This window comes from Kitasatospora putterlickiae (genome assembly GCF_039527695.1).
GTDB classification, from domain to species: Bacteria; Actinomycetota; Actinomycetes; order Streptomycetales; family Streptomycetaceae; genus Kitasatospora; species Kitasatospora putterlickiae.
In genome coordinates this window covers 1-24,157 of the sequence record NZ_BAAAKJ010000086.1, presented here as the reverse complement: position 1 = coordinate 24,157, position 24,157 = coordinate 1, and the positions used below count along the sequence as shown (strand labels likewise).

Sequence of the window (24,157 nt, the reverse complement as noted above, 5' to 3'; positions counted from 1 at the left end):
AATCGGGTGGTTGTCGGTGATCTGACGATCAGTCAGACTTCGGGGAGTCGATACCGGAGGGGGGCCGGATGATGGCTCCAGGACAACGCCTGCGCAGGGTCTGCGCGGTGCTCGGCACGGTCGTCGTGCTGTCGATCGGCGCCGGCGGGGTGGTACCCGCCTCGGCGGCGGTCCCGCAAGGGGTGGTGCAGGGCGAGGGGTCGCCCGCCGCTGTCCCCGGAAGCTACCTGGTGGTGATCAAACCCGCTGCCGCGAAGGCGGGTTCGGTGGCGGACGGCGCGGCGGCGCTGGCCCGCTCCTACGGCGGCACGGTGCGCCGGAGCTATGACGCCGCGCTGCGCGGCTTCTCCGCCGACCTCACCGCGAAGCAGGCCCGCCGGCTGGCCGCCGACCCGGCGGTGGCGCTGGTCTCGCAGAACCGCCGGGTGCGGGCCGACGGCGTGCAGGCGGCGCCGGGCTCCTGGGGCCTGGACCGGATCGACCAGCGCCGCTTCCCCTACGACGACCGCTACACCTACCCGGACCGGGCGGGGGCCGGGGTGACGGCGTACATCGTGGACACGGGGGTGCGGATCACCTCGGAGGAGTTCGGGGGCCGGGCCTCCTACGGCTACGACGCGATCGACAACGACAACGTCGCGCAGGACGGCCACGGCCACGGCAGCCATGTCGCGGGGACGGTGGCCGGCAGCACCTTCGGCGTCGCCAAGGCCGCCAAGGTCGTCGCCGTGCGCGTCCTGGACGACACCGGCGAGGGCACCACGGAGCAGGTCGTCGCCGGCATCGACTGGGTGACCAGGCACGCCGTCCGCCCGGCCGTGGTCAACATGAGTCTGGGCAGCGAGCCGGACCCGGTGCTGGACGCGGCGGTCGCGGGCTCCATCGCCGCCGGCCTGACGTACACGGTCGCGGCGGGCAATCAGAGCATCGACGCGGACGGGCACTCCCCGGCCCGGGTGCCCAGCGCCATCACCGTCGGCGCGACCGACCGAAGCGACGTTCAGGCCTCCTTCTCCAACTACGGCCCCCTGGTGGACCTCTACGCACCGGGCGTGGACATCACCTCGGTCTGGCACGTGATCGACTACGCCGGCATCGGCATCGACATGTCCGGCACGTCGATGGCCGCCCCGCACGCGGCGGGCGCCGTCGCGCTGTACCTGGCGACCCATCCGACGGCCACCCCCGCCCAGGTCTCCGCGGCGCTGACCTCCGCGGCGACCACCGGCTCGCTGTCCGGCCTCGGCCCGGGCTCCGCGGACCGGCTGCTGTACACCGGCACGGCACCCAGCCGGCCGCGCGGCGCCCGGTTCGCCTCGTCGGGACCGGTGACCTTCGACGGGGTCGGCACGGTCGAGTCGCCGATCACCGTCACCGGGGTGTCCGGCCGGGCGCCGAACGACCTCGACGTCGCGGTGGACATCTCCTACTGGTGGCGCGGTGACCTGAAGGTCGAACTGGTCGCCCCGGACGGCGCGGTGTTCCTGCTGCACGACACCGACATCGGGGAGGCCTACCAGGACCTCGTCGGCCTCTTCGGCGTCGACGCCTCGGCGCACACCGCCAACGGCGTCTGGAAGCTGCGGGTCACCGACGTCGGCGGCTACTTCCCCGGCACGGTCAACGGCTGGTCGCTCCGGTTCTGACGGCCGGGCACGGACCGGTGGTGCGCGCTCAGCGCGCCTCCAGGACGGCCGCCTCCCCGCGACCGGCTCGCGCGGTGCCGCGCGCGGGGCGGCGGCCGTCCGCTGGAGTCGCGGCGGCGGCGTCCCGCCGGGTGACCGGCGGGCGGCACCCGGCGCGGGCGGTCAGGCGAGGTCCGCGCCAGCGTAGTGGTCGGTCCACGCCAGCGGGGCGCCGGCGTACTTGGCGGCCCGGACGTCACCGGAGCGGGCGTGCCCCTCGAACAGCTCGACGCGGGCGGCCCGGCCGCACAACTCCCCGAGCGCCGCCGACAACTTCGGGTCGCGGACCTCCTGGTAGGTGACGGTGCGCAGGTACATGCCCACCCACAGGCCGCCGGTGTAGCGGGCCGCGCCACGGGTCGGCAGGACGTGGTTGGTGCCGATGACCTTGTCCCCGTAGGACACGCAGGTGCCCTCGCCGAGGAAGAGGGCGCCGTAGGCGTGCATCCTGTCCAGGGCCTCGCGGGGGTTCCCGGTGAGGACCTGGACGTGCTCGTAGGCGAAGGCGTCGGCGATGCGGTACGCCTCGTCGAGGTCGTCGGCCAGGATGACCTGGCCGTGGTCGCGCCAGGCGGGGCCGGCGATGTCGCCGGTCCGCAGTCCGGGCAGGATCTCCTCGATGTGCCGCTGCACCGCGGTGGCGACGCGCTCGCTGGTGGTGACCAGGACGGCGGGCGAGTCCGGGCCGTGCTCGGCCTGCGAGAGCAGGTCGACCGCCGCGATGAACGGGTCGGCCGTGTCGTCGGCGATGACGAGGATCTCGGTCGGACCGGCGAACAGGTCGATGCCGACCTCGCCGAACAGCTGGCGCTTGGCCTCGGCCACGTAGGCGTTGCCGGGGCCGGCCAGCATGTCCACGGGCGTCATGGTCTCGGTGCCGACGCTCATCGCGGCGATGGCCTGGACGCCGCCGAGGATGTGGATCTCGTCGGCGCCGGCGAGGTGCATCGCGGCGACGGTGGCGGCGGGGATCGCGCCGTGGATCGGCGGGGTGCAGGCGACCACGCGCGGTACGCCGGCGGCCTTGGCGGTCACGACGGTCATGTGCGCGGAGGCGGTCAGCGGGTAGCGGCCGCCGGGAACGTACGCGCCGACCGATTGGATCGGCACGTGGCGGTGGCCGAGGAAGACGCCGGGCTCGGACTCGATCTCGATCTCCCGCATCGAGTCGCGCTGGGCCTCGGCGAACCGGCGGACGTTGGCCTGGACGGTCTTGATGTCCTCGATGACCTGCGGGTCGAGGCTGTTCATGATCTCGGCGAGCTGTGCCTCGCTCAGCCGGAAGGACTCCGGTTCCCAGTGGTCGAAGCGCGCCGAGAGCTCGCGGACCGCTTCGTCGCCGCGGGCGCGGACATCGGCGATCAGCTCGCGGACGGTCCGCGCGACGGCGTCGTCGCCCGAGGGGGCGGAGGACCGGATGGCAGCGGCTTTGATGGTTCGGGACACGCCGGGCTCCTCAAATCATGAATGGATACGTATCCATTGGATACGTATCCACAGCATGGAAGGCGAGGAGCCGACGGTCAAGGGGTGATTCATGAGCAGTTCGGAATCCGTTCACGCGGGACGGACGCGAACGGCGGGATCAGGCGGGAGGTGCGGTGGTGGAGCGCAGGACGAGTTCCACCGGCAGGACCTCGTGCCGATGCGGCAGGTCCGGGGACTCCAGCCGGTCCAGGAGCAGTTCCACGCCGACCCGGGCGATCCGCTCCAGCGGCTGGCGAACCGTCGTCAGGTCGATGCGCTCCCACGCGGACAGCGGCACGTCGTCGCAGCCCACCACGCTCAGCTCCGCCGGCACCGCGACGCCGGCCGCGGCGGCCGCGTTCAGCGCGGCGTACGCCATCACGTCGTTGTGGCAGAACAGCGCCGTGGGCGGTTCGGCGCTCGCGAGCAGGGCGCGCACGGCCTCGTACGCGGTGGCGTAGTCGTAGGCTCCGTCGGCCTCCGTGAGGGTGGCGCCCTCCGTCGCCGCCACCTTCCGGCGGAAGGCGAGGGCGCGCTGCTGGGCGGTGCTCGACCCGGCCAGGCCGCGGACCATGGCGATCCGGCGGTGCCCGAGGTCCAGCAGGTGCGCCGCCGCGAGTTCGCCGGCGGTCGTGTTGTCGGCCTCGACCTGATCGGCCGGGAAGTCCCTGAGCGTGCGGTGGCACAGCACCATCGGGATCCCGTGCCCCAGCATCCGGTGGGCGAGCGGCTCCTGCTCGATCGCCGAGGTGAACACGACCCCGTCGACGCCTTCGCGGCGCAGCAGCGCCAGCCCTTCCTCGTCCGACATCACATCGGTGACCAGCGACAGGCGCAGGCCGCGCTCGTGCAGGACGCGTTCCACCGCCTTGACCAGCACCGGATAGAACGGATTCGTCAGATCGCGGATCACCACGCCGATCAGCCCCGACCGCGCGCCCACGAGGTTCCGCGCCGCCTGGCTGGGCTGGAAGTCGTACTTCGCGACCACGTCGAGTACTCTGCGCCGAGTCTCCGGGGCCACGCTTCCGCCGTTCAGCACGCGCGAGACCGTCGACTGCGCGACTCCCGCCTCCCGTGCGATCTGCACGCTCGTGACAGTGGGCCGCCGCACCATGGTCCTCACCTCCGGGTCAATGTCGGGGCCAGCATAGGGATCCCCGTCCGCCGTGCGCTCGTGCGACGGCCCGCCGGGCGTGGCCGCGCGGCGGTCGTGAGCGACAACCCGCCGTCGACGGTGGGGTTTTGGGAGAAGCCGAGGAGATCCGGCGCCGGCGCCGCGAACCCGGACCCCGGGCTTTCCGCATCGTGGAAAAGCATTGACGCATGATGGAAAAGCCTGCTAAACGTTTCCCCCCCGGCCTTGAGCCGCTCACCACGATGTACCCGAATGAGGAGGATCGTTGGGCTACTATGTCGGACGACGTCTACTTGAAGTCGTCCCCACCCTCTTCCTGATCGTGACGATCGTCTTCTTCCTCGTTTACATCGTGGGGGATCCGGTCGCGCTGATGCTCGGCGAGAACGCCACCCCCGAGCGGATCGCGGCGATTCGCGACGCGATGGGGCTGGACGATCCGTTGCCGGTCCAGTACTGGCATTACATTGTTTCGGCCGTCACCGGTGATTTCGGCGACTCGTACCAATACCATGAGCCTGCTCTGGCGATCGTTCTGGAGCGCCTTCCCGCCACACTGATGCTCGCCGTCGGGTCGATTGTCCTGGCGCTGGTCATCGCCATTCCGATGGGAGTGTGGGCGGCGATGCACCGCGGCGGCGCGGTCGATCACCTGGTCTCCTCGATATCGGTCGTCGCCAAGGCGGTGCCCACGTTCTGGCTGGGCATCATGCTGATCATGCTCTTCTCGGTGAACCTGGGCTGGCTCCCGGTTTCCGGCAGCGGGACCTGGGCCCACCTGGCACTTCCCATGATCACGCTCGGCACCGGAACCGCGGCCGAGATCACCCGGCTCGTACGTTCGAGCATGGTGGAGATCCTCGGGCAGGACTACATCCGGACCGCGTACGGAAAAGGCCTGCGGGAATCGTTCGTCGTCTTCAAGCACGGCTTCAGCAACGCCTTCATTCCGGTCGCGTCGATCACCGTGCTCCAGTTCTCGGCACTACTCGGCGGCGCGCTCGTCACCGAATCCGTATTCGCTTGGCCGGGGCTCGGACAGCTCCTGGTCAAGGCGGTGACACAGCGGGACATGCCCATCGTGCAGGCGGCGGTATTCGTCGTCGCGGTGATGGTCATCGGGCTGAGCATTCTGTCCGACATTTCGTTCAAGCTCGTCGACAGGCGGATCAACCTTGACTGAGTCCATCGGCCTTCCGCGGGCGGGCACCCCCGCGCGGAGCAGAAAGGCCCTCCGGAACATTCCCTTTCCGGCGATCGTCGGAATGGTTCTCCTGATCGTGCCGGCATTCGTCGCGATATTCGCACCATGGATCATGCCGCACGACCCCGCGGCGATCGACCCGTCGCGGGCGCTCATTCCGCCGCTTCCGTTCGAGGGGAGCGACCCGGCCTACCTGCTGGGCACCGACAACCTCGGCCGCGACATGCTCAGCCGCCTCATCGACGGCTCGCGCATCTCGCTGCTGGTCGGGGTGCTCGGCGTGGTCCTGGCCGGAACGATCGGTCTGGCGGCGGGCCTGCTCGCCGGCTACTACGGGCGGTTCGTCGACGCGGCGATCATGCGTCTGGTCGACGCGCTCCTCGCCATCCCCGGCATCCTGCTGATCCTCGTCATCCTCGGCGTGGTGAAGCCGGGTCTGACGACCCTCGTCGTCGTGCTCGGTCTGACGAACTGGGTGGTCTACGCCCGTCAGATCCGCGCGGAGGTGCTGGAGATCCGCGAGCGCCTGTTCGTCGAGGCGGCGAAGAACTTCGGGGTCTCGCACACCCGGATCCTCCTGCGGCACATCACGCCGAACGTCATGCCGACGTTCATCGTCCTCTCCACGCTGAGCGTGGCGACCATCATCATCACGGAGTCGTCGCTCAGCTTCCTGGGCCTGGGGGTGCAACCCCCCGACGTCTCCTGGGGCCTGATGCTCACCAGCGGCCGCGACTACATCACCAACGCGTGGTGGCTGAGCACGCTGCCGGGTCTGGCGATCGCGGGCACGGTGCTCGGAATCCTTCTCCTCGGCGACTGGCTGCGGGACACGCTCGACCCGCGACTGGGGGTGTGAACCATGCACGGGAACGAACCCCTGCTCAGCATCCGGGACCTCCGCGTGACGGCGGAGAAGCGTGACCTCACGCTCGTCGACGGCGTCTCGCTCGACATCCACGCCGGCGAACGGATGGCCCTGGTGGGTGAGTCCGGCTCCGGCAAGAGCCTCACCTGCATGTCGGTCATCAGCCTGCTGGCGAGGGGCCTGCGGGTCTCCGGCGGCGAGATCGCCTGGCGGGGCGAGGACATCTCCCGGGTGTCCGCGGGCCGGATGCGGCAACTGCGGGGCCGTGAGATCTCGATGATCTACCAGGAGCCGTTGACCTCGCTCAACCCGGTCCTCTCGATCGGGAACCAGCTGGGCGAGGCCGCCAAGCACGTCTCCGCCTCCCGCGCCGATGTGCTGTCGATGCTCGACCGCGTCGGATTCGACAGGCCGGAGCGGGTGCTGCGCCAGCGCCCCCACGAACTGTCGGGCGGGATGCGCCAGCGGGTCATGATCGCGATGGCCCTGCTGGGCAGGCCCCGGCTGCTCCTCGCCGACGAACCCACGACGGCTCTCGACGTCACGGTGCAGGACCAGGTGCTGAAGCTCATCTACGACATCACCGTCGAGACGGGCACCGCCCTGCTGCTGGTGAGCCACGACCTCAACGTCGTGCGCCGGATCGCGGACACGGTCGCCGTGCTCTACACCGGGCGGATCGCCGAGAGCGGACCCACCGAACGGGTGCTGTCCGAGCCCAGGCACCCCTACACCGACGCCCTGCTGCGCTCGGTTCCCTCCCTCGGGGTCAAGGCCGACCGCCTCACCGCCATCCCCGGACGCGTGCCGACGCCCAACGAATGGACCGACGGCTGCCGATTCGCCTCGCGCTGCGGGTTCGCCACCGCCACCTGCGTCGACAAGCCGCCGTTCGCGGAGTTCCAGGGGCAGGCCTCGGCCTGCTGGCACACCGACCGTCTGATCGAGTCGAAGGGCGCAAGATGACCACCGACACCGCGCTGCCCGGCACGGCCTCGGACGCCGCCGTCCGCGTCACGGCGCTGTGCAAGACCTTCCGGGTCGCCGACGGCTTCTTCGGCCGCAAGAAGGACTTCGCCGCGGTGCGCGACGTCGGCCTGTCCGTGCCCAAGGGGGCGACCCTGGGCATCATCGGGGAGTCCGGCTCCGGGAAGACGACGGTCGCCCGGATGCTGGCGGGTCTGCTGAGGCCGACGTCGGGCGACATCCTGATCACGGGCGCGCCGGTCTTCGACGCCAAGGGCCGCACGACGGCCGCCGGACGCACCGCGGCGCAGATGGTGTTCCAGGACCCGTACTCCGCGCTGAACCCCCGGATGAACGTCCGCTCCATCCTCGCGGAGCCGCTGACCGTGGCACCGCGCGCGAGCCGGCAGGAGATCGCCCGGAGGGTGGCCGAGCTGACCGACCAGGTCGGCATGGCGGCCTCGGCGCTGGAGAAGTACCCGCACGAGTTCTCGGGCGGACAGCGGCAGCGTCTGGTGATCGCCCGCGCGCTGGCGCGGAAGCCCCAGGTGCTGATCTGCGACGAGCCGGTCTCCGCGCTCGACGTCTCGATCCAGAGCCAGATCCTCAACCTCCTCAAGGACCTCCAGGAGGAGATGGGCCTGACCTACGTCTTCATCGGCCACGGCCTGGAGAGCGTCCACTTCATGAGCGACCGGATCAGCGTCATGTACAAGGGCGCGGTCGTCGAGCAGGGCACGGCGGACGACATCCTCCACCGCCCCGGCCACGAGTACACCCGACGGCTCATCGAGTCCTCGCGCGCGCAGCCCTTCAAGACGCGCTGACCGTCCGACCACACCCGGGCCCGCCGGTATCAGCGGGAGTAGACGAATCGTTCGCGAAAGGACCGACCATGAAGAAGAGACTCACCGCGGCCATGGCCGTGGCGGCCCTGCCGCTGGCCGGCTGCATGCCCGTGTCGAGCGGTGCGGCGGAGGGCGGCGGACAGAAGGACACCCTGGTGTTCGCGCAGAACGTCGATCCGCGCAACCTCGACCCGCAGAACGCCGTGCAGACGTCGGCGGACCGCGTCAACCGGAACATCTACGACCGGCTGTTCACCCGGGACCGGTCGATGAAGATCGTTCCCCAGCTGGTGACCGACTACAAGCAGGTGGACGACGAGACCTGGACGTTCCAGCTCCGCAAGGACGTCACGTTCCAGGACGGGTCGCCGCTGACCGCCAAGGACGTCGTGTTCACGATCCACCGGCTGAAGGACCCCGCGCTGCTGGAGGCGCGGTGGTACGAGCAGATCGCCGACGCCACGGCGGTCGGCGATCACGAGGTCCAGATCAAGACCAAGGGCGCGATGCCGACCCTGCTCGCGGTGCTGGCGAAGAGCGGCGCCGACATCGTTCCGTCGGCCTTCATCGAGAAGAACGGCATCGAGGAGTTCGTGAAGGCGCCCTTCGGTTCCGGGCCGTACAAGTTCGTGGAGTGGAAGCGCGACGACCGCGTCACCCTGGAGCGCAACGACGCCTACTGGGGCGGCACCCCGAAGTGGAAGCGCGTCGAGGTCCGCACCATTCCCGAGAACTCCACGCGCGTCTCCGAACTCCTCACCGGCGGTGTCGACGTCGCGACCGAGATCCCGGTGATCGACTGGAAGCGCGTCGACGCCGGCAAGACCGCGATGGAACTCGGCGAGACGACCCGGGTGATGCTGCTCGTCCTGCGCCTGGACGACCAGTACGCGACGAAGGACCCCCGGGTCCGCGAGGCGATCGATCTCGCGATCGACAAGAAGGCGATCGTCGACACGCTCTTCGGCGGCAAGGCCACGCCGGTGCGGACGCGCGCCCCGAAGACGGTGTTCGGCGGGGACCCGTCCCTCTACAACACCTCCGCGTACGACCCCGAGCGGGCGAAGGAACTGGTGAAGCAGGCCGTCGCGGACGGCCGCGGCGTGAAGCTGCACTACAGCGCCTCGCGCGGGACCTACCCGATGGACGCCGAGCTCGCGGAGATGGTCACCGCGATGCTCAAGAAGGCCGGCTTCACCGTGGACCTGGAGATCCTCGAAGGCGGTGCCTTCGGCGACATCTACAGCAAGTACACCAACAAGGACGTCTACCAGGTCGCCTTCGCGGACGGTCTGATGGACTCCTCGTACGCGCTCCAGGGCTTCTCCACCGTCCTGGGCAAGCCCCGGATGGGATACAGCAACCCGAAGGTCGACCAGTTGCTCGCGCAGGCGAACCGGACGATGGACACGGAGGAGCGCAAGAAGGCGTACTCCGAGGTGCAGCGGATCATCGCCGACACGGACCGGCCGATGGTGTCCCTCTACACGCAGCCCGCGGCGTTCGGCGTCTCGAAGGACGTGGCGTTCACGCCGCGCGCCGACGACGGGTTCGTGTTCGACGACGTGACGCTCGCCAAGTAGCGCGCGGGACATCCGGGCGGCTCCGGTGCCGCCCGGACCCCTGCCGAATCGATCCGGGAAGGAGAAATCACCATGGGGGCCGTTGATTCGAACGGCGGTGGCCAGAGAACGCCGGGTGCCGTGCAGTCGCTCCGCAGGGCGTTCACGGTCCTGGAGGCCGTGGTCGACAGCGACGACCCGATCGGCGTCTCGGACCTGGCCCGTCACAGCGATCTCCCGGTCGGCACGGTCCACCGCCTGGCGCAGACCCTCCACGAACTCGGCTACGTCCGCAAGGACGGGAACAGCAAGTACCTGCCGGGGCCGCGCCTGCTGAAGCTGGCCAAGAACAACCAGAAGGCGATCGCGGTCGTCGTGCAGCCCTACCTCGACGAACTCGCCAAGCGCTACGGGGAGTCCGTCGCCGTCGGAACGCTCAGCGGGGACTACGTCGTCTACCTGGCCAAGACGCCGGGATCACGATCGATCAGGATCTACACGAGCCTCGACGAGCCCGTGTACCCGCATTCCTCGGCCATCGGGAAGATGCTGCTCAGCAGGCTCCCCGACGAGCGGGTGCGCACCATCCTCGACCACACCAAGATGCCGCGCTTCACCGATTCGACCCACACGGACCCGGACGGCCTGCTCGCCGAGCTGGCCTCGGTGCGCGACCGCGGATTCGCCGTGAACGAGGGGGAGCAGGAGGCGGGGATGCGGTGCGTCTCCGTGGCCATCCCCCTCAAGGGGGAGCACCTCGGGTTCTCCCTCTCCGCCCCGACGCTGCGGATGTCCGACGCGGTGCTCGCCGAGATCGTCACGGGCCTGAAGCGGGCGGCCGTCGCCCTCGCCGCGGAACTGGACGGCGCACGAGGCCCTTCACAGAAAGAGATCCACGGGAAGTGAACAACGTCAAGAACTCATCCATCGCCGTCGTCGGCGCGGGGATCGCCGGTGTGACCACCGCCTTCCACCTGGCGCGCCGGGGAGCCCGGGTCACCCTCGTCGACGACGGCGGGTTCGGCCAGGCGACCGCGGCCAGTGCGGGGATCATCGCGCCCTGGGTGTCGTCCTCCGAGGGCGGCTTCTACGAGGCCTACGCCGCCGGCGGCAACTACTACCCGGAGTTCCTGTCGCAGCTGGAGGCGCTCGGAATCCCCGAACTCGGGTACCGCCGTTCGGGCGCGCTGATGGTGAGCGCGGACGCCGCCGAGGTCGACGCCGTCGAGGAGCGGATCGCCGGCCGGGTGCGCGACGCCGGACCGGTGGCGGGAACCCTCCAGCGCGTGGACGGCGCCCGCGCACGCGAACTCTTCCCGGCGCTCGCGCCCGGGCTGAGCGGGCTGTTCGTCTCGGGCGGCGGCCGCGTCGACGGCCGGGTGCTCCGTGACGCGGCCCTGAGCGGGGCGATCGCGTTCGGGGCCCGGCACGTGGTCGACTCGGTCATCGGGCTCGACCGCTCGGGCGCCGGCTGGCGGATCCGGACCACGACGGCGGACCTCGACGTCGACGCGGTCGTGGTGGCCGCGGGTGCGCGCGTCACCGACCTGCTCGGCCGGCTCGACCTCCGGGTCGGGGTCAGCCCGCAGCGCGGGCAGATCGTCCACCTGGAACTGCGCGGGGTCAACACCTCGCCGTGGCCGACCCTCCACCCGTTCGCCGACCACTACATGACCCCCTTCGACGGCGGCAGGATCGCCGTCGGAGCCACCCGCGAGACCGGCAGCGGATTCGACGCGAGGGTGACCGCGGCCGGGCAGCTCTCAGTCCTGCGTAACGCCGTTGAGATCGCACCGGGTCTCGCGGACGCGACCGTGCTGGAGACCAGGGTGGGCATCCGCCCCATGGCGGACGGCCAGCTGCCGCTGGTCGGCCGGGTGCCCGGCACCGACGGTCTCTGGCTGGTCGCGGGGTACGGCGCGGGCGGGCTGACCATGGGGCCGCTGCTCGGCGACGCCGTCGCACGCGACGTGCTGGGCGAGGCCGCCCCCGAGCTCGCCGCCTTCACCGTGGCGGTCGAACGACGGTCCCGTGGGGGCGAGGCCTGATGACGGCCGCCTCCCACGCCTACCGGCGGGCCCGGGTCGAGGTCGCGGGCGGCCGCTCCACGGTCGGGGTGTGGGAGCCGTCGGCGCCCCCGCCCGGACCGGTCCCCACCGTCTGCGCGATCCACGGCATCACCTCGAACCACCTCTTCCTCGCCGGCCTCGCCGCCGCCCTGCCGGGCGTCCGGGTCATCGCCCCCGACCTGCGGGGACGGGCGGGTTCGCGGCACCTCGGGGCCCCGTACGGGATGCGGGCGCACGCCGAGGACGTGCTGGCCGCGGTCCGGGCGTTCGCCGAACCGGGGGAGGTGACCCTGGTCGGCCACTCCCTCGGAGGGTTCGTGGCGATGACCCTCGCGGGGCTCGCCGCCGAGGACCCCGCGGCCGCGGAGCACCGCTTCCGCGGGCTCGTCCTCATCGACGGGGGGCTTCCCCGGCCTCCCCGGCCCGTCCGGGCGGCCGACGCGGACAACCTGCTCGCCGCCGTGGGCCCGGAGGCCCGGTTGTCGATGGCGTTCGACGGCGCCGACGCGTACCTGGACTTCTTCCGGGCCCACCCGGCCTTCGCCGGCGGAGTGGGCCCGGTGGCGGGGGAGAGCTTCCGCTACGACCTGGTCGCCGACGGCGACGGCGGATTCCGCGCCTCGACCTCGGTCGAGGCCATGCGGGCGGACTCCGACGACGTGTACGGCGCACCGGACTTCGGCCTCGGCGTCGAGCGCGTCATGGCGGATCCCGCACGCCGGCGCGACGTCCACCTGATCGTCGCGGAGGGCGACCTGGTCGCCGCCCGCCCCGGTCTCTACACGGCCGGGATCCTCGACGGGTACCGGCGCCGGTGGCCCGGCGTGCGGATCACCGAGGTCGCGGACACCAACCACTACGACATCCTGCTCTCCGGCCACGGCATCCACGCGTGCGCCGACGCCGTGCTCGCCACTCTCGGCGATGACCGCGGCTGATCGCACAGCCGTCCACCAGGACGCGGCCCACGCCGGGATCCGCCCCGCCGACCACCGCAGGCGGCCCGTGACGACCGTGCGCCGTGCGCCCCGTCACCGGCATGCCAGGGTCCGGGCCGGCCGGCCCCGCGTCCTCGGCCAGACCCTCCGGCGACACCCGCCGGAACACCGCAGCGGACACCACGCTGCCCGGAAGGAAAGACACACATGAATCTCTTCGACCCCACCACCACCGCCCTGGTCTGCATCGACCTCCAGGGAGCGAACCTCTCGCACGGCGCCGAGCCGCACTCTCCGGAGGAGGTGCTCGACCAGAGCCTGCGGCTGCTGGCGGCCGCGCGCGCCGCCGGATCGCTGGTGGTCCACGTCCGCACGTCCTTCCTCCCCGACGAGTCGGACTCGCTGCAGCCGCTGCGCATCGAGCGGATGCGCCCGGCGCGGCCCCACCGGGAGCCGGGCTGGGACGAGCTGCTCCCGGAGGTCGCGCCCACGCCGACCGAGCCGGTGATCGCGAAGCGCAGCTGGAACGCGTTCCACGGCTCCGACCTGGACGTCCAGCTGCGCCGGCACGGCGTCAAGACGATCGTTCTGCTGGGGATGTCCACCAACTACGGCGTCGAGGGCACCGGCCGGGCCGCGTACGAGAACTACTACAACGTGGTGTTCGCGAACGAGGCGATGTCCTCGGTCACGGCGGAGGGCCACGAGTTCTCGGTGAAGAACATCCTGCCGCTGATCGGCGTGGTGCGCTCGGTCGACGAGATCGTCGGGGCGTTCGCGGGCGCGCTGACCGACGAGGTCGCCGTCTGACCCCGGCCCGCGCCGGTGCGAGCGCCTCCCGGGAGGCCGCTCGCCGTTGACGGAGCCGCGCCCGGTTCAAGCACCCCACCGGGCGCGGCTCTCAGCCCGAAATCCTGTCACCAGGCTCAACCGTCTTAGGAGTGTCCTGTTCATGGCTGCACATCAGGGGCCCGTCGGCGCCTCCCCCGTCGCTCCGGCCGTCACCGTCGCCGGTCCGCACGTCCACCGCTCGGAGGAGGTGCTCACCCCGGGGGCGGTCGCCTTCGTGGCCGGCCTCCACCGCGCCTTCGAGGGCCGCCGGCGGGAACTCCTGGCCGCGCGCGGCGCCCGCCGGGCCGAGATCGCCCGCACCGGCGTGCTGGACTTCCTCCCCGGAACCGCCGACGTCCGGGCCGGCGACTGGAAGGTGGCCGAGGCGCCGCACGCCCTCCAGGACCGCCGGGTCGAGATCACCGGCCCCACCGACCGCAAGATGGTCATCAACGCGCTCAACTCCGGGGCCCGGATCTGGCTCGCCGACTTCGAGGACGCCACCGCGCCGACCTGGGAGAACGTGGTCGGCGGCCAGGTCAACCTGATCGACGCCTTCGAGGGCCGGATCGACTTCACCACCCCCGCCGGCAAGGCGTACGCCCTCAAGCCCGCCGCCGAGCTGGCCACCGTCGTGGTCCGTCCGCGCGGCTGGCACCTCGACGAGAACCACCTGCTGGTCGACGGCGCCCCGGTGGCCGGCGCGTTCGTCGACTTCGGCCTGTACTTCTTCCACAACGCGGCCCGGCTGCTCGCCAAGGGCGCCGAGGACCCGAACTCCGGCCCGTACTTCTACCTGCCGAAGATCGAGAGCCACCTGGAGGCCCGGCTCTGGAACGACGTGTTCACCCACGCCCAGGCCGAACTGGGCATCCCGCACGGCACCGTCCGCGCCACCGTGCTGATCGAGACCATCACCGCCGCGTTCGAGATGGACGAGATCCTCTACGAGCTGCGCGACCACGCGGCCGGCCTCAACGCCGGGCGCTGGGACTACCTGTTCTCGATCGTCAAGAACTTCCGCGACGCCGGCGAGCGGTACGTCCTGCCGGACCGCAACGGCGTCACGATGGTCTCGCCGTTCATGGCCGCCTACACCCGGCTGCTGGTGCGGACCTGCCACCGGCGCGGCGCCCACGCCATCGGCGGCATGGCCGCGTTCATCCCCAGCCGCCGCGACCCGGAGGTCAACGCGGCCGCGCTGGAGAAGGTCACGGCGGACAAGGACCGCGAGGCCGGCCAGGGCTTCGACGGGTCCTGGGTCGCCCACCCCGACCTGGTGCCGGTCGCCAGGGCCTCCTTCGACGCGGTGCTCGGCGAGCGCCCGCACCAGAAGGACAACCCCGGCCCGGACGGGCCGGTGACCGCCGGGCAGTTGCTCGACGTCGCCGGGGCCCGCGGCAGCTGCACCCGGGCGGGGCTGCACAACGCCGTCCAGGTCGGCGTCCGGTACATCGAGTCCTGGCTGCGCGGCACGGGCGCGGTCGGCATCTTCCACATGATGGAGGACGCCGCCACCGCCGAGATCTCCCGCTCGCAGGTCTGGCAGTGGGTCCACAACGGGGTCGTCCTCGCCGACACGGGCGAGCGGGCCACCGCCGAACTGGTCCGCGCCCTGGTCGCCGCGGAGCTGGCGGAACTCCGCGCCGAGCAGGGCGAGGAGACCTACCGCTCCGGACGCTGGGAGGAGGCCGCCCGGCTCTTCGAACAGGTCGCCCTGGAGGAGGAGTTCGCGGACTTCCTGACCCTGCCGGCGCTTCCGCTGCTGGGCTGAGCGCCGGCACCGACCGGCGCGGGTGTTCCCCGACACGACGGCCGGGCCGGCCGACCGACTCGACGTGGTCGGCCGGCCCGGCCGGTGAGGGGGCACCCCGGTCCCCGGAGTCACCTCGTGGTGGGGCTTCCACCCCTGACGCCGTGCGGCCGCTTCTCAGGCGCTCACGACCGGTCGGAGAGGTGGGTCCGGAGCTCCGCGCGGAGTCGGTGCGACGTGTCGACGGGCAATCCCATGACGGAGTAGCGGAGTTCCTCCGAGAAGCCCGCGATGAGGTCGAGATCCCGAAGCTGACGCCGCAGTTCGGCGGCCGAGGCCTCGTCCGCGTCGAGAAGCTCCTCGACGGCCTCCACCGCCCGGCCGCTGGTCCAGACGGCGAAGTCGTGGCAGCCGAACAGGTAGGTGTGTGCGGCGAACAGCGTCGCCGCGGCGGTGGACTCGTCCGCGTCGTCCGGCCCGTCCTGGCCGTCGTTGTGGCAGTACTCGCTGAGCATGTACTCCGCGACACCGCGGTTGACCGCGGAGAAGGCCGTCGATTCACCGAGGACGCCCTCCCACACGGAATCCAGCAGGGGACGCAGGCTCAGAGTGAACGGTGCCCGCTCGTCCTCGGGCAGCGCCTCGTGCCGGCCCATGAGTCGCTCCGCGACGCCGGCGGCGAACACCCGCCGCTCACCGGGCGACGCCGCCTTCAACCGCTCCTCCACCAGCGCCGACAGCTCCCGCCACGTATCCATTCGAGCCACCTCGGAGTCGCGATGCCGGCGCGGCCACGCCGGCCACGCGATCATCCCGAACGCCAGTGACAACGCCCCTGCCGCCGACGGCGGGGGAGGAGGGCGACGAGGGCGACGGCGAGGAGGGCCACGCCGAAGGGGATGCTCTGGGGTGCCATGCGTGGACCGGCCGAGGTGGCCGAGCAGGGGAAGGTCATCCGTGGCCGCCGGCCACAGACCTCCGGGTTCGCCCGCGCCGCGGTTGCAGGGTCCTGCCGCCTCCCGTGGCGTCGGCATCACCGTCCGGTGCCGATGCGTGCGACGTCACCTTCGACGCTCTGGAACCCGCATCCCATGGGATCGGGGCGGCAGAGCGGCCGTGTGGGCGCCGGTGGGCCCTGGGGTACCGGGAGGTAGACGGTCACCGGCCTGGTGGTTGGGGCTGCACCCGCCCCGGCGCTGCCCGTGGGCGGCCGGAGGGTGGGGCGGGAGTCTGCCGGCGGCGACCCGGGACGGAGACGGTGCGGCGGCGGGCGGCGAGGACGGCCGCGGTGCCGGCCACGGTCATGAGGCCGGCCCCGGCGGTGAGGGCGAGGGTCCGGCTGCCGGTGTCCGCGCGGCGGCCGCGTGCGGCGGGGGTGCCGGCCGCGCCTTGTCGGGGACACGCTCACCAACGGCGCAGGGTCCGACCGGTGGGGTGGCGGCTGGGGTAGTCAGTGGCTCGTTCCACCACCCACGCACCCACCCGACAAGGGGTCCGCCATGACATTCGCCAGATCCGCCGTCCGCGCGATCGCGTCCGTGCTGCTGCTCGCCGCCGCCCTGCTGGCCGTCCCGCTGGCGGCGGCGCAGTCGGCCGCCGCCCAGGGGCCGCGCAACGAGAAGGAGGCGGCGGTCTGCCGCCACGTCCTCGGAACCTTCCTCGGCTTCGCCGGCCGGCACGCCACCGAGGCCTGCGCCGTCCAGCCGGAGGACGCCGCTACCCGCTGAGGGCCGCCTGCGCCACCCCGCACCCGCTCGGCGGGTGCGGGGCCGTCAGCCCAGCAGCGGGGCGAGCGCGCCCGCGAGGTCCGCCGGTTCCCGGAAGTGCACGGCCGTCATGCCCAGCCGGGCGGCGGCGGCCACGTTCCGCGCGCTGTCGTCGACGAACAGGCAGCCCTCCGGCGGGACCCCCGCCCGCTCGGCCGCGACCCGGAAGATCGCCGGATCCGGCTTGGCCGCCCCCACCCGGGCGCTGTTGACCACCCCGTCGGCCAGGTCGGCCAGCCCGAGTGCCGCCAGGTCCTCCTCCAGCCAGACCGTCGCATTGGTCACCAGCAGCACGGGCGCCCGACGGCGGGCCCGCCGCAGCAGGTCGACGACCTCCTCGTCCGCACGGACCGGCGAGCCGGTGAACGCGGCCGCCAGCGCCACCGCCCGCTCGGCCGGCACCCGCAGACCCAGGGCGTCGGCGATCTCCGCCGTCCACTGCGCCCGGGTCAGCCCGCCGAGCAACAGCCGCCGCTCGGTCTCCTCGGTGAACGCCACTTCGAACGTCGCCCCTGGCGCCAGCCCGGCCGCCGCCTCCAACCGGGTCACCTCGCGGTGGTCGAAGTGCCGGATCACCCCGTCAAGGTCGCACAGCACGGCCCCGGGTTCCTGAGGGTTCGTCATCCTCTCTGTCTACCAGCCGCCGCCCGGATCTGAGACGGCGGTCGGTGGCGCCGCGGGGCGTGCGGTGGGGTGGTGGCCGCTGCGGAAGTGGCGCGCGTGAGCGCGCTCGTTCGTGGGCCTCGGACCGGCATAGAGGTGGCGGGTGACGCGGGTCGACGGCGCCGTCGGGCTCGCTGATGGTGCGGTGAGGTGCCCGTGAGGCGGCCGCTGTGCCGACCGTCGCGAACAGGCGGCGCCTGACCGACGCGTGCTCGTTCGCCGGCCTCGCGCGGGTGCTGCCTGCCGTGGCGGGTGTGGGGTGCGTCCCGGTGCAGCCCGGTGCGGCGGCCGCGGTTGCTCTCCGCCGTGGCGGCGCGCGCGGGATCCGCTCCTGAGGCACGGCGACGCCCGCCCGCCTGCCGACCCCCGGCGGGTGCGGTATGGTTTCGGACGCCGCAGTAGTACGCGTAGAGACGGGGAGGTGAGAACCCATGACCGCTGTGCCGGAACGGGTGCTCCCCGGCCGCGACCGCGACACCCTCGTGCAGGACCACGCCAGGCCGTAGCGCCGGCCGCCGTCCGGGCGCGTGGGACCGTCAGCCGTCCGGCGACGTATGCGCGGGGAGCCCCGGGTCGGACGATGTCCTCCCACCTGTGCTCCGAGGGGTTCCCTTGTCTGTCCACCCGTCCGCCTCCCTCCGCTCCGCCGTCACCGCCCGGCTGCGCGCCGCCGGTTGCGTCTTCGCCGAGGACGAGGCGCGCATTCTGCTCTCCGCCGCCGCGACGCCCGCCGAACTCGCCGTCATGGTCCGCGACCGCGCCGCCGGCCGGCCGCTCGAACACGTCGCCGGCTGGGCCGAGTTCGCCGGCCTGCGGATCGCCGTTGACCCCGGCGTCTTCGTGCCGCGCCGGCGCAGCGAGTTCCTGGCGCGCTCCGCCGCCGCGCTCGCGCGCGAGGACGCGCTGGTGGTCGACCTGTGCTGCGGCACCGGCGCCCTCGGCGCGGCGCTCGCCGCGACCGTCGGCCACCCCGTCCGGCTGTACGCCGCCGGCCTCGACCCGGCCGCCGTCCGCTGCGCCCGCCGCAACCTCGCCGCGACCGGCGCCGAGGTGTCCGAGGGCGACCTCTTCGACGCCCTGCCGGCCGGCCTGCGCGGCCGGGTGGACGTGCTGCTCGCCAACGTCCCGTACGTGCCGACCGCCGACATCGCCCTGCTGCCGGCCGAGGCCCGGCTGCACGAGGCCCGCCCGGAGCTGGACGCCGGCGCCGACGGCCTCGACGTGCTGCGCCGGGTGGCCGCCGACGCCCCGCACTGGCTGGCCCCGGGCGGCGCCCTGCTGTTCGAGACCAGCGACCAGCAGGCGGACGCGGCCCTCGGGGTGGTCGCCGCCGCGGGCCTCACCGCCGCCCTCGGCTACGACGACGACCTCGACGCCACCGTGGTCACCGCCGTCCGCCCGCGGCACTCCGCCTCGTAGCCGAACGGCCGTAGACGCGCGCACATGCGGCTGAGCGCGACGACCATGTCCGGGCGGTGGGGAGCGGAGTTGACTGATGCCCATGAACGAGAACCCGAAGAGCACTCAGAACCCCACCGCCGCCGCCCGGACCGTCCTGGTCACCGGAGGGACCGGCAAGACCGGCCGGCGGGTGGCCGAGCGCCTCACCGCGCTCGGCCACACCGCCCGGATCGGCTCGCGCACCGCGCCCGTCCCGTTCGACTGGGCCGACGACACCACCTGGGACGCCGCCCTCGACGGCGTCGGCGCCGCCTACCTCGCCTACTACCCCGACCTCGCCTTCCCCGGCGCGGTGGAGACCGTCGAGGCCTTCGCCCGCCGCGCCGCCAAGGCGGGGGTCGGGCGCCTGGTGCTGCTCTCCGGGCGGGGCGAGGAGGCCGCGCAGGCCGCCGAGGAGGCGGTCGCCGGGGCCGGTACCGGCTGGACCGTGGTCCGCTGCGCCTGGTTCTCGCAGAACTTCTCCGAGAGCTTCTTCCTGGAGCCGGTGCTCTCCGGCGAGCTGGCGCTGCCGACCGGCGTGGCCGCCGAGCCGTTCGTCGACGCGGACGACATCGCGGACGTCGCGGTGGCGGCGCTCACCGAGGACGGCCACGACGGCGAGGTCTATGAGCTGACCGGCCCGCGTCTGCTCACCTTCGCGGACGTCGCCGCCGAGCAGTCGGCGGCGACCGGGCGGGAGATCCGCTTCACGCCGGTCACCGTCGAGGAGTACCGCGCGGTGCTGGCGACGATCGGCCTGCCGGGCGAGTTCGCCGATCTGTTCACGATGATCCTGGACGGCCGCAACGCCCGTCTCGCGGACGGCGTGCGGCGGGCGCTCGGCCGGGAGCCGCGGGACTTCGCCGACTACGTCCGCGCCGCCGCCGCGTCCGGCGTCTGGAACGTCTGACCCTTCCCGAAGCCGCTCGCCCCGGTCCGGGGATCCGCGTGACCACCCGCGATCCCCGGACCGCCCGCCCCACCACCTCCTGGAGCCCCCGCATGTCCGCCGCCACCGGCCCCGTCCTCGCCACCGCCGCCACCACGATGGGCCTGATGTCCGGCCTCTTCTTCGCCTTCGACGTCTCGGTCATGCCCGGCCTCGCCGCCGGCGACGACCGCACCTACGTGACCGCGATGCAGAACATCAACACCGCCATCACCAACCCGGTCTTCGGCGCCGTCTTCGTCGGCGCCCTCGCGGTGCCGGCCGTCGGCACCTGGCTGCTGCACCGCTCCGGCGAGCGCGCCGCCACCCTCTGGACGGCCGTGGCGACCGTTCTCTACCTCGCCGCGCTGGTCCTCACCGGCACCGTCAACGTCCCCCTCAACGACCGGCTGGCCGCCGCCGGGGACCCGGGCGCCCTCACCGACCCCGCCGCCGTCCGGGCGGCCTTCGCACCGACCTGGACCGCCGCCAACATCGCCCGCACCGTCCTCTGCACCGCCGCCCTCGCCGCCCTCACCCGCGCCCTGCTGGTCCACCGCCGCACCGCCGCCCGCTGAGCACGCGGCGGACCCGCGAGCAGCCGCCGCCGGGCACGGTCCGGGCTGGATGCGATCACCTCGTGATCATCTCCAGCGCCCGCACCACGGTCCTCGACATCGACGGCACGCTCCGCTACGACGGGAGGACGATCGACCGGCGGATCCTCGCCGCCGTCGAGGCCTGCGAACGCGCCGGACAACGGCTGGTCTTCGCCTCCGCCCGGCCGGTCCGCGACCTCCTGCCGGTCCTGGACGGTGCCTTTCCCGCCGCCACGCTGATCGGCGGCAACGGCAGCCTGGTCTCGGACGACGGCCGGGTCCGGGCGCGGGCCGCCTTCGAACCCGACGACCTCGGCGAGCTGCTGGTGGCGGCCGGGCTGTACCGGGCGGGCCACCTGGCCGACGGCCCGTGCGACTACGCCTGCACCGGGCCGGCCGACCGCCCGATCCTCGGCCGCGTCGACGAGGGCCGCCTCGCCCGCCGGGTCGACCTCGCCGACCTCCCCGCCGTGGTGACGTTCCTCGTGGCCGACGCCACCGACCTGGCGGCCCTCGCCGAGGCCGGCCGGGTGCTGGGGATGACCGTCAACCACCACCTCGGCGAGCCGACCGTCGACTTCGCCCCGGGCGCCACCGACATGTGGGAGGCCCTGACCTCCCTGGGCATCGAGGAGTACAACGCCTTCGGCGACGACATCAACGACCTCGACCTGCCGCGCCACGCGCGGCACGCGGTCCGGGGAGGCGCCCACCCGGGGCTGGACGGTGTCGCGGGGGTCACCGTCGCCGCGGACCCGGGCACCGTCGCCGAGGAGGTCTCCAGGCCGGCCGCAGCGACGCCCGCCGCCTGAGCCCGGGGCCGGCCGGGGAGCGGGGAGCGGGGAGCGGACGGGGGGAGGATGCACGGGGCGTCGGCGCCTGCCACGATGGACGCCGTTCCCTGACGCCTCACCAGGAAGACCCGCCATGGACACCCTGACCGGGCTGCTCGACGGTCCCAAGGCCCGCGGCGCGTTCGTGCTGCGCTCCGTCCTCAGCACGCCGTGGGCGCTGCGGATCGAGGACCGCGCGCCGCTGTCGCTGCTCACCATGCTGGACGGCGAGGCGTGGATCGTGCCCGACGGCGGGCGGCCGGTGCTGGTGCGGCCGGGGGACCTGGCGCTGATGCGCGGACCGGACGCGTACACCGTCGCGGACGACCCGCGCACCGAGGTGGACATCATCGTCGGCCCCGGGCAGATCTGTTCCCGGGACGGCGTCAGCGTCGCCACCTCGATGGCGCTCGGGGTGCGGACCTGGGGCGAGACCCGGCCGGGCGACGAGCGGCCGTCGGTGATGCTGACCGGCACCTACCTCGCCGAGCACGAGATCGGCCGCCGGCTGCTGGCCCATCTGCCGACCCTGCTGGTGCGGCCCGCCGGCGTGAACACCACCGAGGACACCCTGGTCCGGCTGCTCGCCGCCGAGGTCACCCGGGCGGATCAGGGTCAGGAGGTGGTGCTGGACCGGCTGTTGGACCTGCTGGTGGTCGGCGTGCTGCGGGGATGGCTTGCCGCGCCGGACGCCGACGCGCCCGGCTGGCTGCGGGCCCAGGGCGACGATGTGGTCGGCCCGGCGCTGCGGCTGCTGCACGACGATCCGGCCCGGCCGTGGACGGTGGCGGCGCTCGCCGCCGAGGTCGGGGTCTCCCGGGCCGGGCTGGCCCGGCGGTTCACCGCGCTGGTCGGCGAGCCGCCGATGGCCTACCTGGCGAACTGGCGGCTGACGGTGGCGGCCGACCTGCTGCGCGACCCGGACCTGACCATCGCGGCGGTGGCCCGTCGGGTGGGCTACGGCGACGCGTTCGCGCTCAGCACCGCGTTCAAGCGGGTGCGCGGCCTCACCCCGCAGGAGCACCGCAGGTTGGCCGCCTCGGCTGCCCGTGACGCCCCTGACGCCCCGGGCGTCTCGGCCGGTGCGTCGGCGGCCGGGGACGCGGCGGGTGCGGCTGCGCCGCCGTCCGGCCCCGGGCCGACCACGGTGGTGCTGGCGGCGGGATGATCGCGGGCCCGCCGCTCCAACCACCCTTCCGCGCCGCTCAGTTCGGGCCGCTGTAGCAGTGCATCACCAGCGCCCAGCAGAGGAAGCCGAGCGCCGCCGTGGACAGCAGCGCCCGCGCCGCGCTCCACCGCGCCCGCCGCGCGCCGGACAGGGCGGGCGGGTCGGACGGCACCGGGTACCCCGCCAGGCCCGGCTCGCCGGCCTGCGCCAGCGCCTGGCTGAGCGGCAGGTTGACCGCCCTGGTCGCCACCAGCGAGCCGGTGTAGCAGACCAGCGCGCCGACCGCGGCGGGCAGCACCCGGTGCCCCTCGCTCGGCAGGTGCAGCACCACGGCCACCCCGGTGAACACCAGCGTTCCGACGAAGCCCAGCAGGTACCACCCGTTCGGGACGGCCACGTTGAGCCGCTGCATCGCCTGGACGACGGCGAGGCCGTCGGCGTTGCGGAGCCCCGGCGTCAGCGAGGCGTAGGTGTAGAAGAGTCCTGAGGTCAGTCCGGTGGTGATGGTCGCCGCCACCAGTGCGAAGACCCGCATCGCCTCCATGTCGCCTTGCCCCCGTCCTGTCGGCCGGCACCGCTCGGTTCGAAGCGGCCCGCCTGCCGATCATCCGTCATCGAACGGCCTTTTGCCCACCGAATTCACCGATAGGGACGCGATGATGACGGATGGTCATATGCCAAAGGCCGGAACCCGCCGCGGAGGCTCAGGCTCCGGTGCGCCCGGCGAGCGCGGCCAGCAGGGCGTCGACGGTCCAGTGTCCGGCGGCGCCCGGGCGGGTGCTGAGGTAGGCGGCCGTGCGGCGCGGCGACCAGCCGTGCGCGTCGGCCAGCCCGGCGGCGAGGTTGCGCAGATAGCGGGCGCGCGGGGCGTTCAGGGTGGCCTCGGCGAGCGTCCACGGAGCGGTGAAGGTCAGCACGGGGACGCCGTCCAGCATGCCGGGGCACACCAGGGTCTGGTACCGGCCCGGCCCCTGCGGGTCGCGCCCGGTCCGCAGCACGGTGGCCAGGTCGAGGTCGGCGCCCGGGCCGCCGCCCATCTCCTGGGCGGCGATGTCGCTGAACTGCCCGGCGGTCAGCAGGTACGCGCGGGCGGGCGCGGTGCCGCGCCGGCGGGGGTCGTAGAAGGCCATGCCGCCGCCCCAGGTGCGCGACTCCAGGGCGAAGTAGAGCAGTCCGGGCAGGCGCACCGGCACCGACCGCTCCGGCGGCCGGGCGTCGCGGCACCCGGGGTAGTCGAGCTCGCCCTCGGAGGGACGCCCACCGCGCAGATAGCAGGCGAGCCGCCCGGTGTGCATGTTCGAGCCGTACGCGGCGTACCAGATCAGGGGCGGCGTCACGGCCGGCTCCAGGCCGGGCGGCGGGCTGACGAGCGGTCGGATCTCCTCCACGGCCGGTGACGCTACCCGACCGGCCCGCCCGCGCCCCCGCCCC

The 24,157-nt window shown here is 73.0% G+C and carries 23 protein-coding genes; 17 read left to right on the top strand and 6 right to left on the bottom strand.

The features are described 5' to 3' along the window. The first annotated feature begins 68 nt into the window (after nt 1-68). The gene (locus ABD308_RS09590) at nt 69-1,646 is read left to right on the top strand and encodes a S8 family peptidase (RefSeq protein WP_344330806.1); all 1,578 of its coding nucleotides are present in this window, start codon (nt 69-71) and stop codon (nt 1,644-1,646) included. A gap of 162 nt (nt 1,647-1,808) precedes the next feature. On the opposite strand, the gene hisD is transcribed toward ABD308_RS09590, so the two are convergent. Together hisD and ABD308_RS09580 are read right to left on the bottom strand one after the other, a co-directional pair. After that, the gene (gene hisD / locus ABD308_RS09585; protein ID WP_425554729.1) at nt 1,809-3,131 is read right to left on the bottom strand and encodes a histidinol dehydrogenase; all 1,323 of its coding nucleotides are present in this window, start codon (nt 3,129-3,131) and stop codon (nt 1,809-1,811) included. 139 nt (nt 3,132-3,270) lie between these two features. Beyond that, nucleotides 3,271-4,242, bottom strand: coding sequence for a LacI family DNA-binding transcriptional regulator (locus ABD308_RS09580; protein WP_344330804.1), 972 nt, complete (start codon nt 4,240-4,242; stop codon nt 3,271-3,273). Between the two features lie 313 nt (nt 4,243-4,555). On the opposite strand from ABD308_RS09580, the gene ABD308_RS09575 reads away from it, so the two are divergent. The 10 genes from ABD308_RS09575 (at nt 4,556) to aceB (ending at nt 15,350) form a co-directional block, all read left to right on the top strand. Beyond that, entirely contained in the window at nt 4,556-5,473 is a 918-nt protein-coding gene (locus ABD308_RS09575) for an ABC transporter permease (protein ID WP_344330802.1), read from the top strand. Nucleotides 5,474-5,555: 82 nt separating this feature from the next. Further along, the gene (locus ABD308_RS09570; RefSeq protein ID WP_344330800.1) at nt 5,556-6,353 is read left to right on the top strand and encodes an ABC transporter permease; all 798 of its coding nucleotides are present in this window, start codon (nt 5,556-5,558) and stop codon (nt 6,351-6,353) included. Between the two features lie 3 nt (nt 6,354-6,356). Next, on the top strand, nt 6,357-7,328 hold the full coding sequence (locus tag ABD308_RS09565; RefSeq protein ID WP_344330797.1) for an ABC transporter ATP-binding protein: 972 nt from the start codon (nt 6,357-6,359) through the stop codon (nt 7,326-7,328). Beyond that, complete coding sequence (locus ABD308_RS09560) at nt 7,325-8,155, top strand: ATP-binding cassette domain-containing protein (protein ID WP_344330793.1); 831 nt, start codon at nt 7,325-7,327, stop codon at nt 8,153-8,155. The genes ABD308_RS09565 and ABD308_RS09560 overlap by 4 nt, the downstream gene beginning before the upstream one ends. A gap of 68 nt (nt 8,156-8,223) precedes the next feature. Then, nucleotides 8,224-9,759, top strand: coding sequence for an ABC transporter substrate-binding protein (locus ABD308_RS09555; protein WP_344330790.1), 1,536 nt, complete (start codon nt 8,224-8,226; stop codon nt 9,757-9,759). Between the two features lie 72 nt (nt 9,760-9,831). Beyond that, complete coding sequence (locus ABD308_RS09550; RefSeq protein ID WP_344330787.1) at nt 9,832-10,644, top strand: IclR family transcriptional regulator; 813 nt, start codon at nt 9,832-9,834, stop codon at nt 10,642-10,644. Beyond that, nucleotides 10,641-11,786 (top strand): NAD(P)/FAD-dependent oxidoreductase, encoded by a 1,146-nt coding sequence (locus tag ABD308_RS09545; protein ID WP_344330783.1) that lies wholly within the window; start codon nt 10,641-10,643, stop codon nt 11,784-11,786. Before ABD308_RS09550 ends, ABD308_RS09545 begins: the two co-directional genes overlap by 4 nt. After that, nucleotides 11,786-12,745 carry an alpha/beta fold hydrolase gene (locus ABD308_RS09540; protein ID WP_344330778.1) on the top strand — a complete coding sequence of 320 codons (960 nt, stop codon included), beginning with the start codon at nt 11,786-11,788 and terminating at the stop codon, nt 12,743-12,745. Before ABD308_RS09545 ends, ABD308_RS09540 begins: the two co-directional genes overlap by 1 nt. 207 nt (nt 12,746-12,952) lie before the next feature. Further along, nucleotides 12,953-13,555, top strand: coding sequence for an isochorismatase family protein (locus tag ABD308_RS09535; protein WP_344330775.1), 603 nt, complete (start codon nt 12,953-12,955; stop codon nt 13,553-13,555). Nucleotides 13,556-13,697: 142 nt separating this feature from the next. After that, nucleotides 13,698-15,350 (top strand): malate synthase A, encoded by a 1,653-nt coding sequence (gene aceB / locus ABD308_RS09530; RefSeq protein ID WP_344330770.1) that lies wholly within the window; start codon nt 13,698-13,700, stop codon nt 15,348-15,350. Between the two features lie 164 nt (nt 15,351-15,514). Here the strand turns inward: aceB and ABD308_RS09525 are convergent, their stop codons facing one another. Beyond that, nucleotides 15,515-16,087, bottom strand: coding sequence for a hypothetical protein (locus tag ABD308_RS09525; RefSeq protein ID WP_344330764.1), 573 nt, complete (start codon nt 16,085-16,087; stop codon nt 15,515-15,517). A 741-nt stretch (nt 16,088-16,828) separates the two neighbouring features. Here ABD308_RS09525 and ABD308_RS09520 point away from each other — a divergent pair. Next, a complete protein-coding gene (locus tag ABD308_RS09520; protein WP_344330758.1) occupies nt 16,829-17,056 on the top strand; it encodes a hypothetical protein in 228 nt (75 codons plus the stop codon). 45 nt (nt 17,057-17,101) lie between these two features. Here ABD308_RS09520 and ABD308_RS09515 read toward each other — a convergent pair whose 3' ends face one another. After that, nucleotides 17,102-17,719 carry an HAD-IA family hydrolase gene (locus ABD308_RS09515; protein ID WP_344330754.1) on the bottom strand — a complete coding sequence of 206 codons (618 nt, stop codon included), beginning with the start codon at nt 17,717-17,719 and terminating at the stop codon, nt 17,102-17,104. Between the two features lie 651 nt (nt 17,720-18,370). On the opposite strand from ABD308_RS09515, the gene ABD308_RS09510 reads away from it, so the two are divergent. The 5 genes from ABD308_RS09510 to ABD308_RS09490 all read left to right on the top strand — a co-directional run bounded on the left by ABD308_RS09510 (nt 18,371) and on the right by ABD308_RS09490 (nt 22,726). Further along, nucleotides 18,371-19,177, top strand: a complete 807-nt coding sequence (locus tag ABD308_RS09510; RefSeq protein ID WP_344330750.1) for a putative protein N(5)-glutamine methyltransferase — start codon at nt 18,371-18,373, stop codon at nt 19,175-19,177. Between the two features lie 82 nt (nt 19,178-19,259). Further along, on the top strand, nt 19,260-20,108 hold the full coding sequence (locus tag ABD308_RS09505) for a Rossmann-fold NAD(P)-binding domain-containing protein (protein WP_344330748.1): 849 nt from the start codon (nt 19,260-19,262) through the stop codon (nt 20,106-20,108). A gap of 92 nt (nt 20,109-20,200) precedes the next feature. Beyond that, the gene (locus ABD308_RS09500) at nt 20,201-20,704 is read left to right on the top strand and encodes an anthrone oxygenase family protein (protein WP_344330745.1); all 504 of its coding nucleotides are present in this window, start codon (nt 20,201-20,203) and stop codon (nt 20,702-20,704) included. A gap of 62 nt (nt 20,705-20,766) precedes the next feature. Beyond that, complete coding sequence (locus ABD308_RS09495; protein ID WP_344330741.1) at nt 20,767-21,537, top strand: HAD family hydrolase; 771 nt, start codon at nt 20,767-20,769, stop codon at nt 21,535-21,537. Nucleotides 21,538-21,652: 115 nt separating this feature from the next. Continuing rightward, nucleotides 21,653-22,726: an AraC family transcriptional regulator gene (locus ABD308_RS09490; protein ID WP_344330736.1), complete on the top strand. Its 1,074-nt coding sequence runs from the start codon at nt 21,653-21,655 to the stop codon at nt 22,724-22,726. 37 nt (nt 22,727-22,763) lie between these two features. Here ABD308_RS09490 and ABD308_RS09485 read toward each other — a convergent pair whose 3' ends face one another. After that, a complete protein-coding gene (locus ABD308_RS09485) occupies nt 22,764-23,261 on the bottom strand; it encodes an anthrone oxygenase family protein (RefSeq protein WP_344330735.1) in 498 nt (165 codons plus the stop codon). A 169-nt stretch (nt 23,262-23,430) separates the two neighbouring features. After that, entirely contained in the window at nt 23,431-24,114 is a 684-nt protein-coding gene (locus ABD308_RS09480) for a histone deacetylase (RefSeq protein ID WP_344330733.1), read from the bottom strand. Nucleotides 24,115-24,157 lie beyond the last annotated feature (43 nt).

Coding starts and splice junctions, on each gene's coding strand:
- ABD308_RS09565 (WP_344330797.1), top strand. CDS start 6,357: ATGCACGGGAACGAACCCCTGCTCAGCATCCGGGACCTCCGCGTGACG.
- ABD308_RS09550 (WP_344330787.1), top strand. CDS start 9,832: ATGGGGGCCGTTGATTCGAACGGCGGTGGCCAGAGAACGCCGGGTGCC.
- ABD308_RS09570 (WP_344330800.1), top strand. CDS start 5,556: ATGGTTCTCCTGATCGTGCCGGCATTCGTCGCGATATTCGCACCATGG.
- ABD308_RS09525 (WP_344330764.1), bottom strand. CDS start 16,087: ATGGATACGTGGCGGGAGCTGTCGGCGCTGGTGGAGGAGCGGTTGAAG.
- ABD308_RS09485 (WP_344330735.1), bottom strand. CDS start 23,261: ATGCGGGTCTTCGCACTGGTGGCGGCGACCATCACCACCGGACTGACC.
- ABD308_RS09560 (WP_344330793.1), top strand. CDS start 7,325: ATGACCACCGACACCGCGCTGCCCGGCACGGCCTCGGACGCCGCCGTC.
- ABD308_RS09515 (WP_344330754.1), bottom strand. CDS start 17,719: ATGACGAACCCTCAGGAACCCGGGGCCGTGCTGTGCGACCTTGACGGG.
- ABD308_RS09490 (WP_344330736.1), top strand. CDS start 21,653: ATGGACACCCTGACCGGGCTGCTCGACGGTCCCAAGGCCCGCGGCGCG.
- aceB (WP_344330770.1), top strand. CDS start 13,698: ATGGCTGCACATCAGGGGCCCGTCGGCGCCTCCCCCGTCGCTCCGGCC.
- ABD308_RS09520 (WP_344330758.1), top strand. CDS start 16,829: ATGACATTCGCCAGATCCGCCGTCCGCGCGATCGCGTCCGTGCTGCTG.
- ABD308_RS09540 (WP_344330778.1), top strand. CDS start 11,786: ATGACGGCCGCCTCCCACGCCTACCGGCGGGCCCGGGTCGAGGTCGCG.
- ABD308_RS09535 (WP_344330775.1), top strand. CDS start 12,953: ATGAATCTCTTCGACCCCACCACCACCGCCCTGGTCTGCATCGACCTC.
- ABD308_RS09505 (WP_344330748.1), top strand. CDS start 19,260: ATGAACGAGAACCCGAAGAGCACTCAGAACCCCACCGCCGCCGCCCGG.
- ABD308_RS09590 (WP_344330806.1), top strand. CDS start 69: ATGATGGCTCCAGGACAACGCCTGCGCAGGGTCTGCGCGGTGCTCGGC.
- ABD308_RS09500 (WP_344330745.1), top strand. CDS start 20,201: ATGTCCGCCGCCACCGGCCCCGTCCTCGCCACCGCCGCCACCACGATG.
- ABD308_RS09555 (WP_344330790.1), top strand. CDS start 8,224: ATGAAGAAGAGACTCACCGCGGCCATGGCCGTGGCGGCCCTGCCGCTG.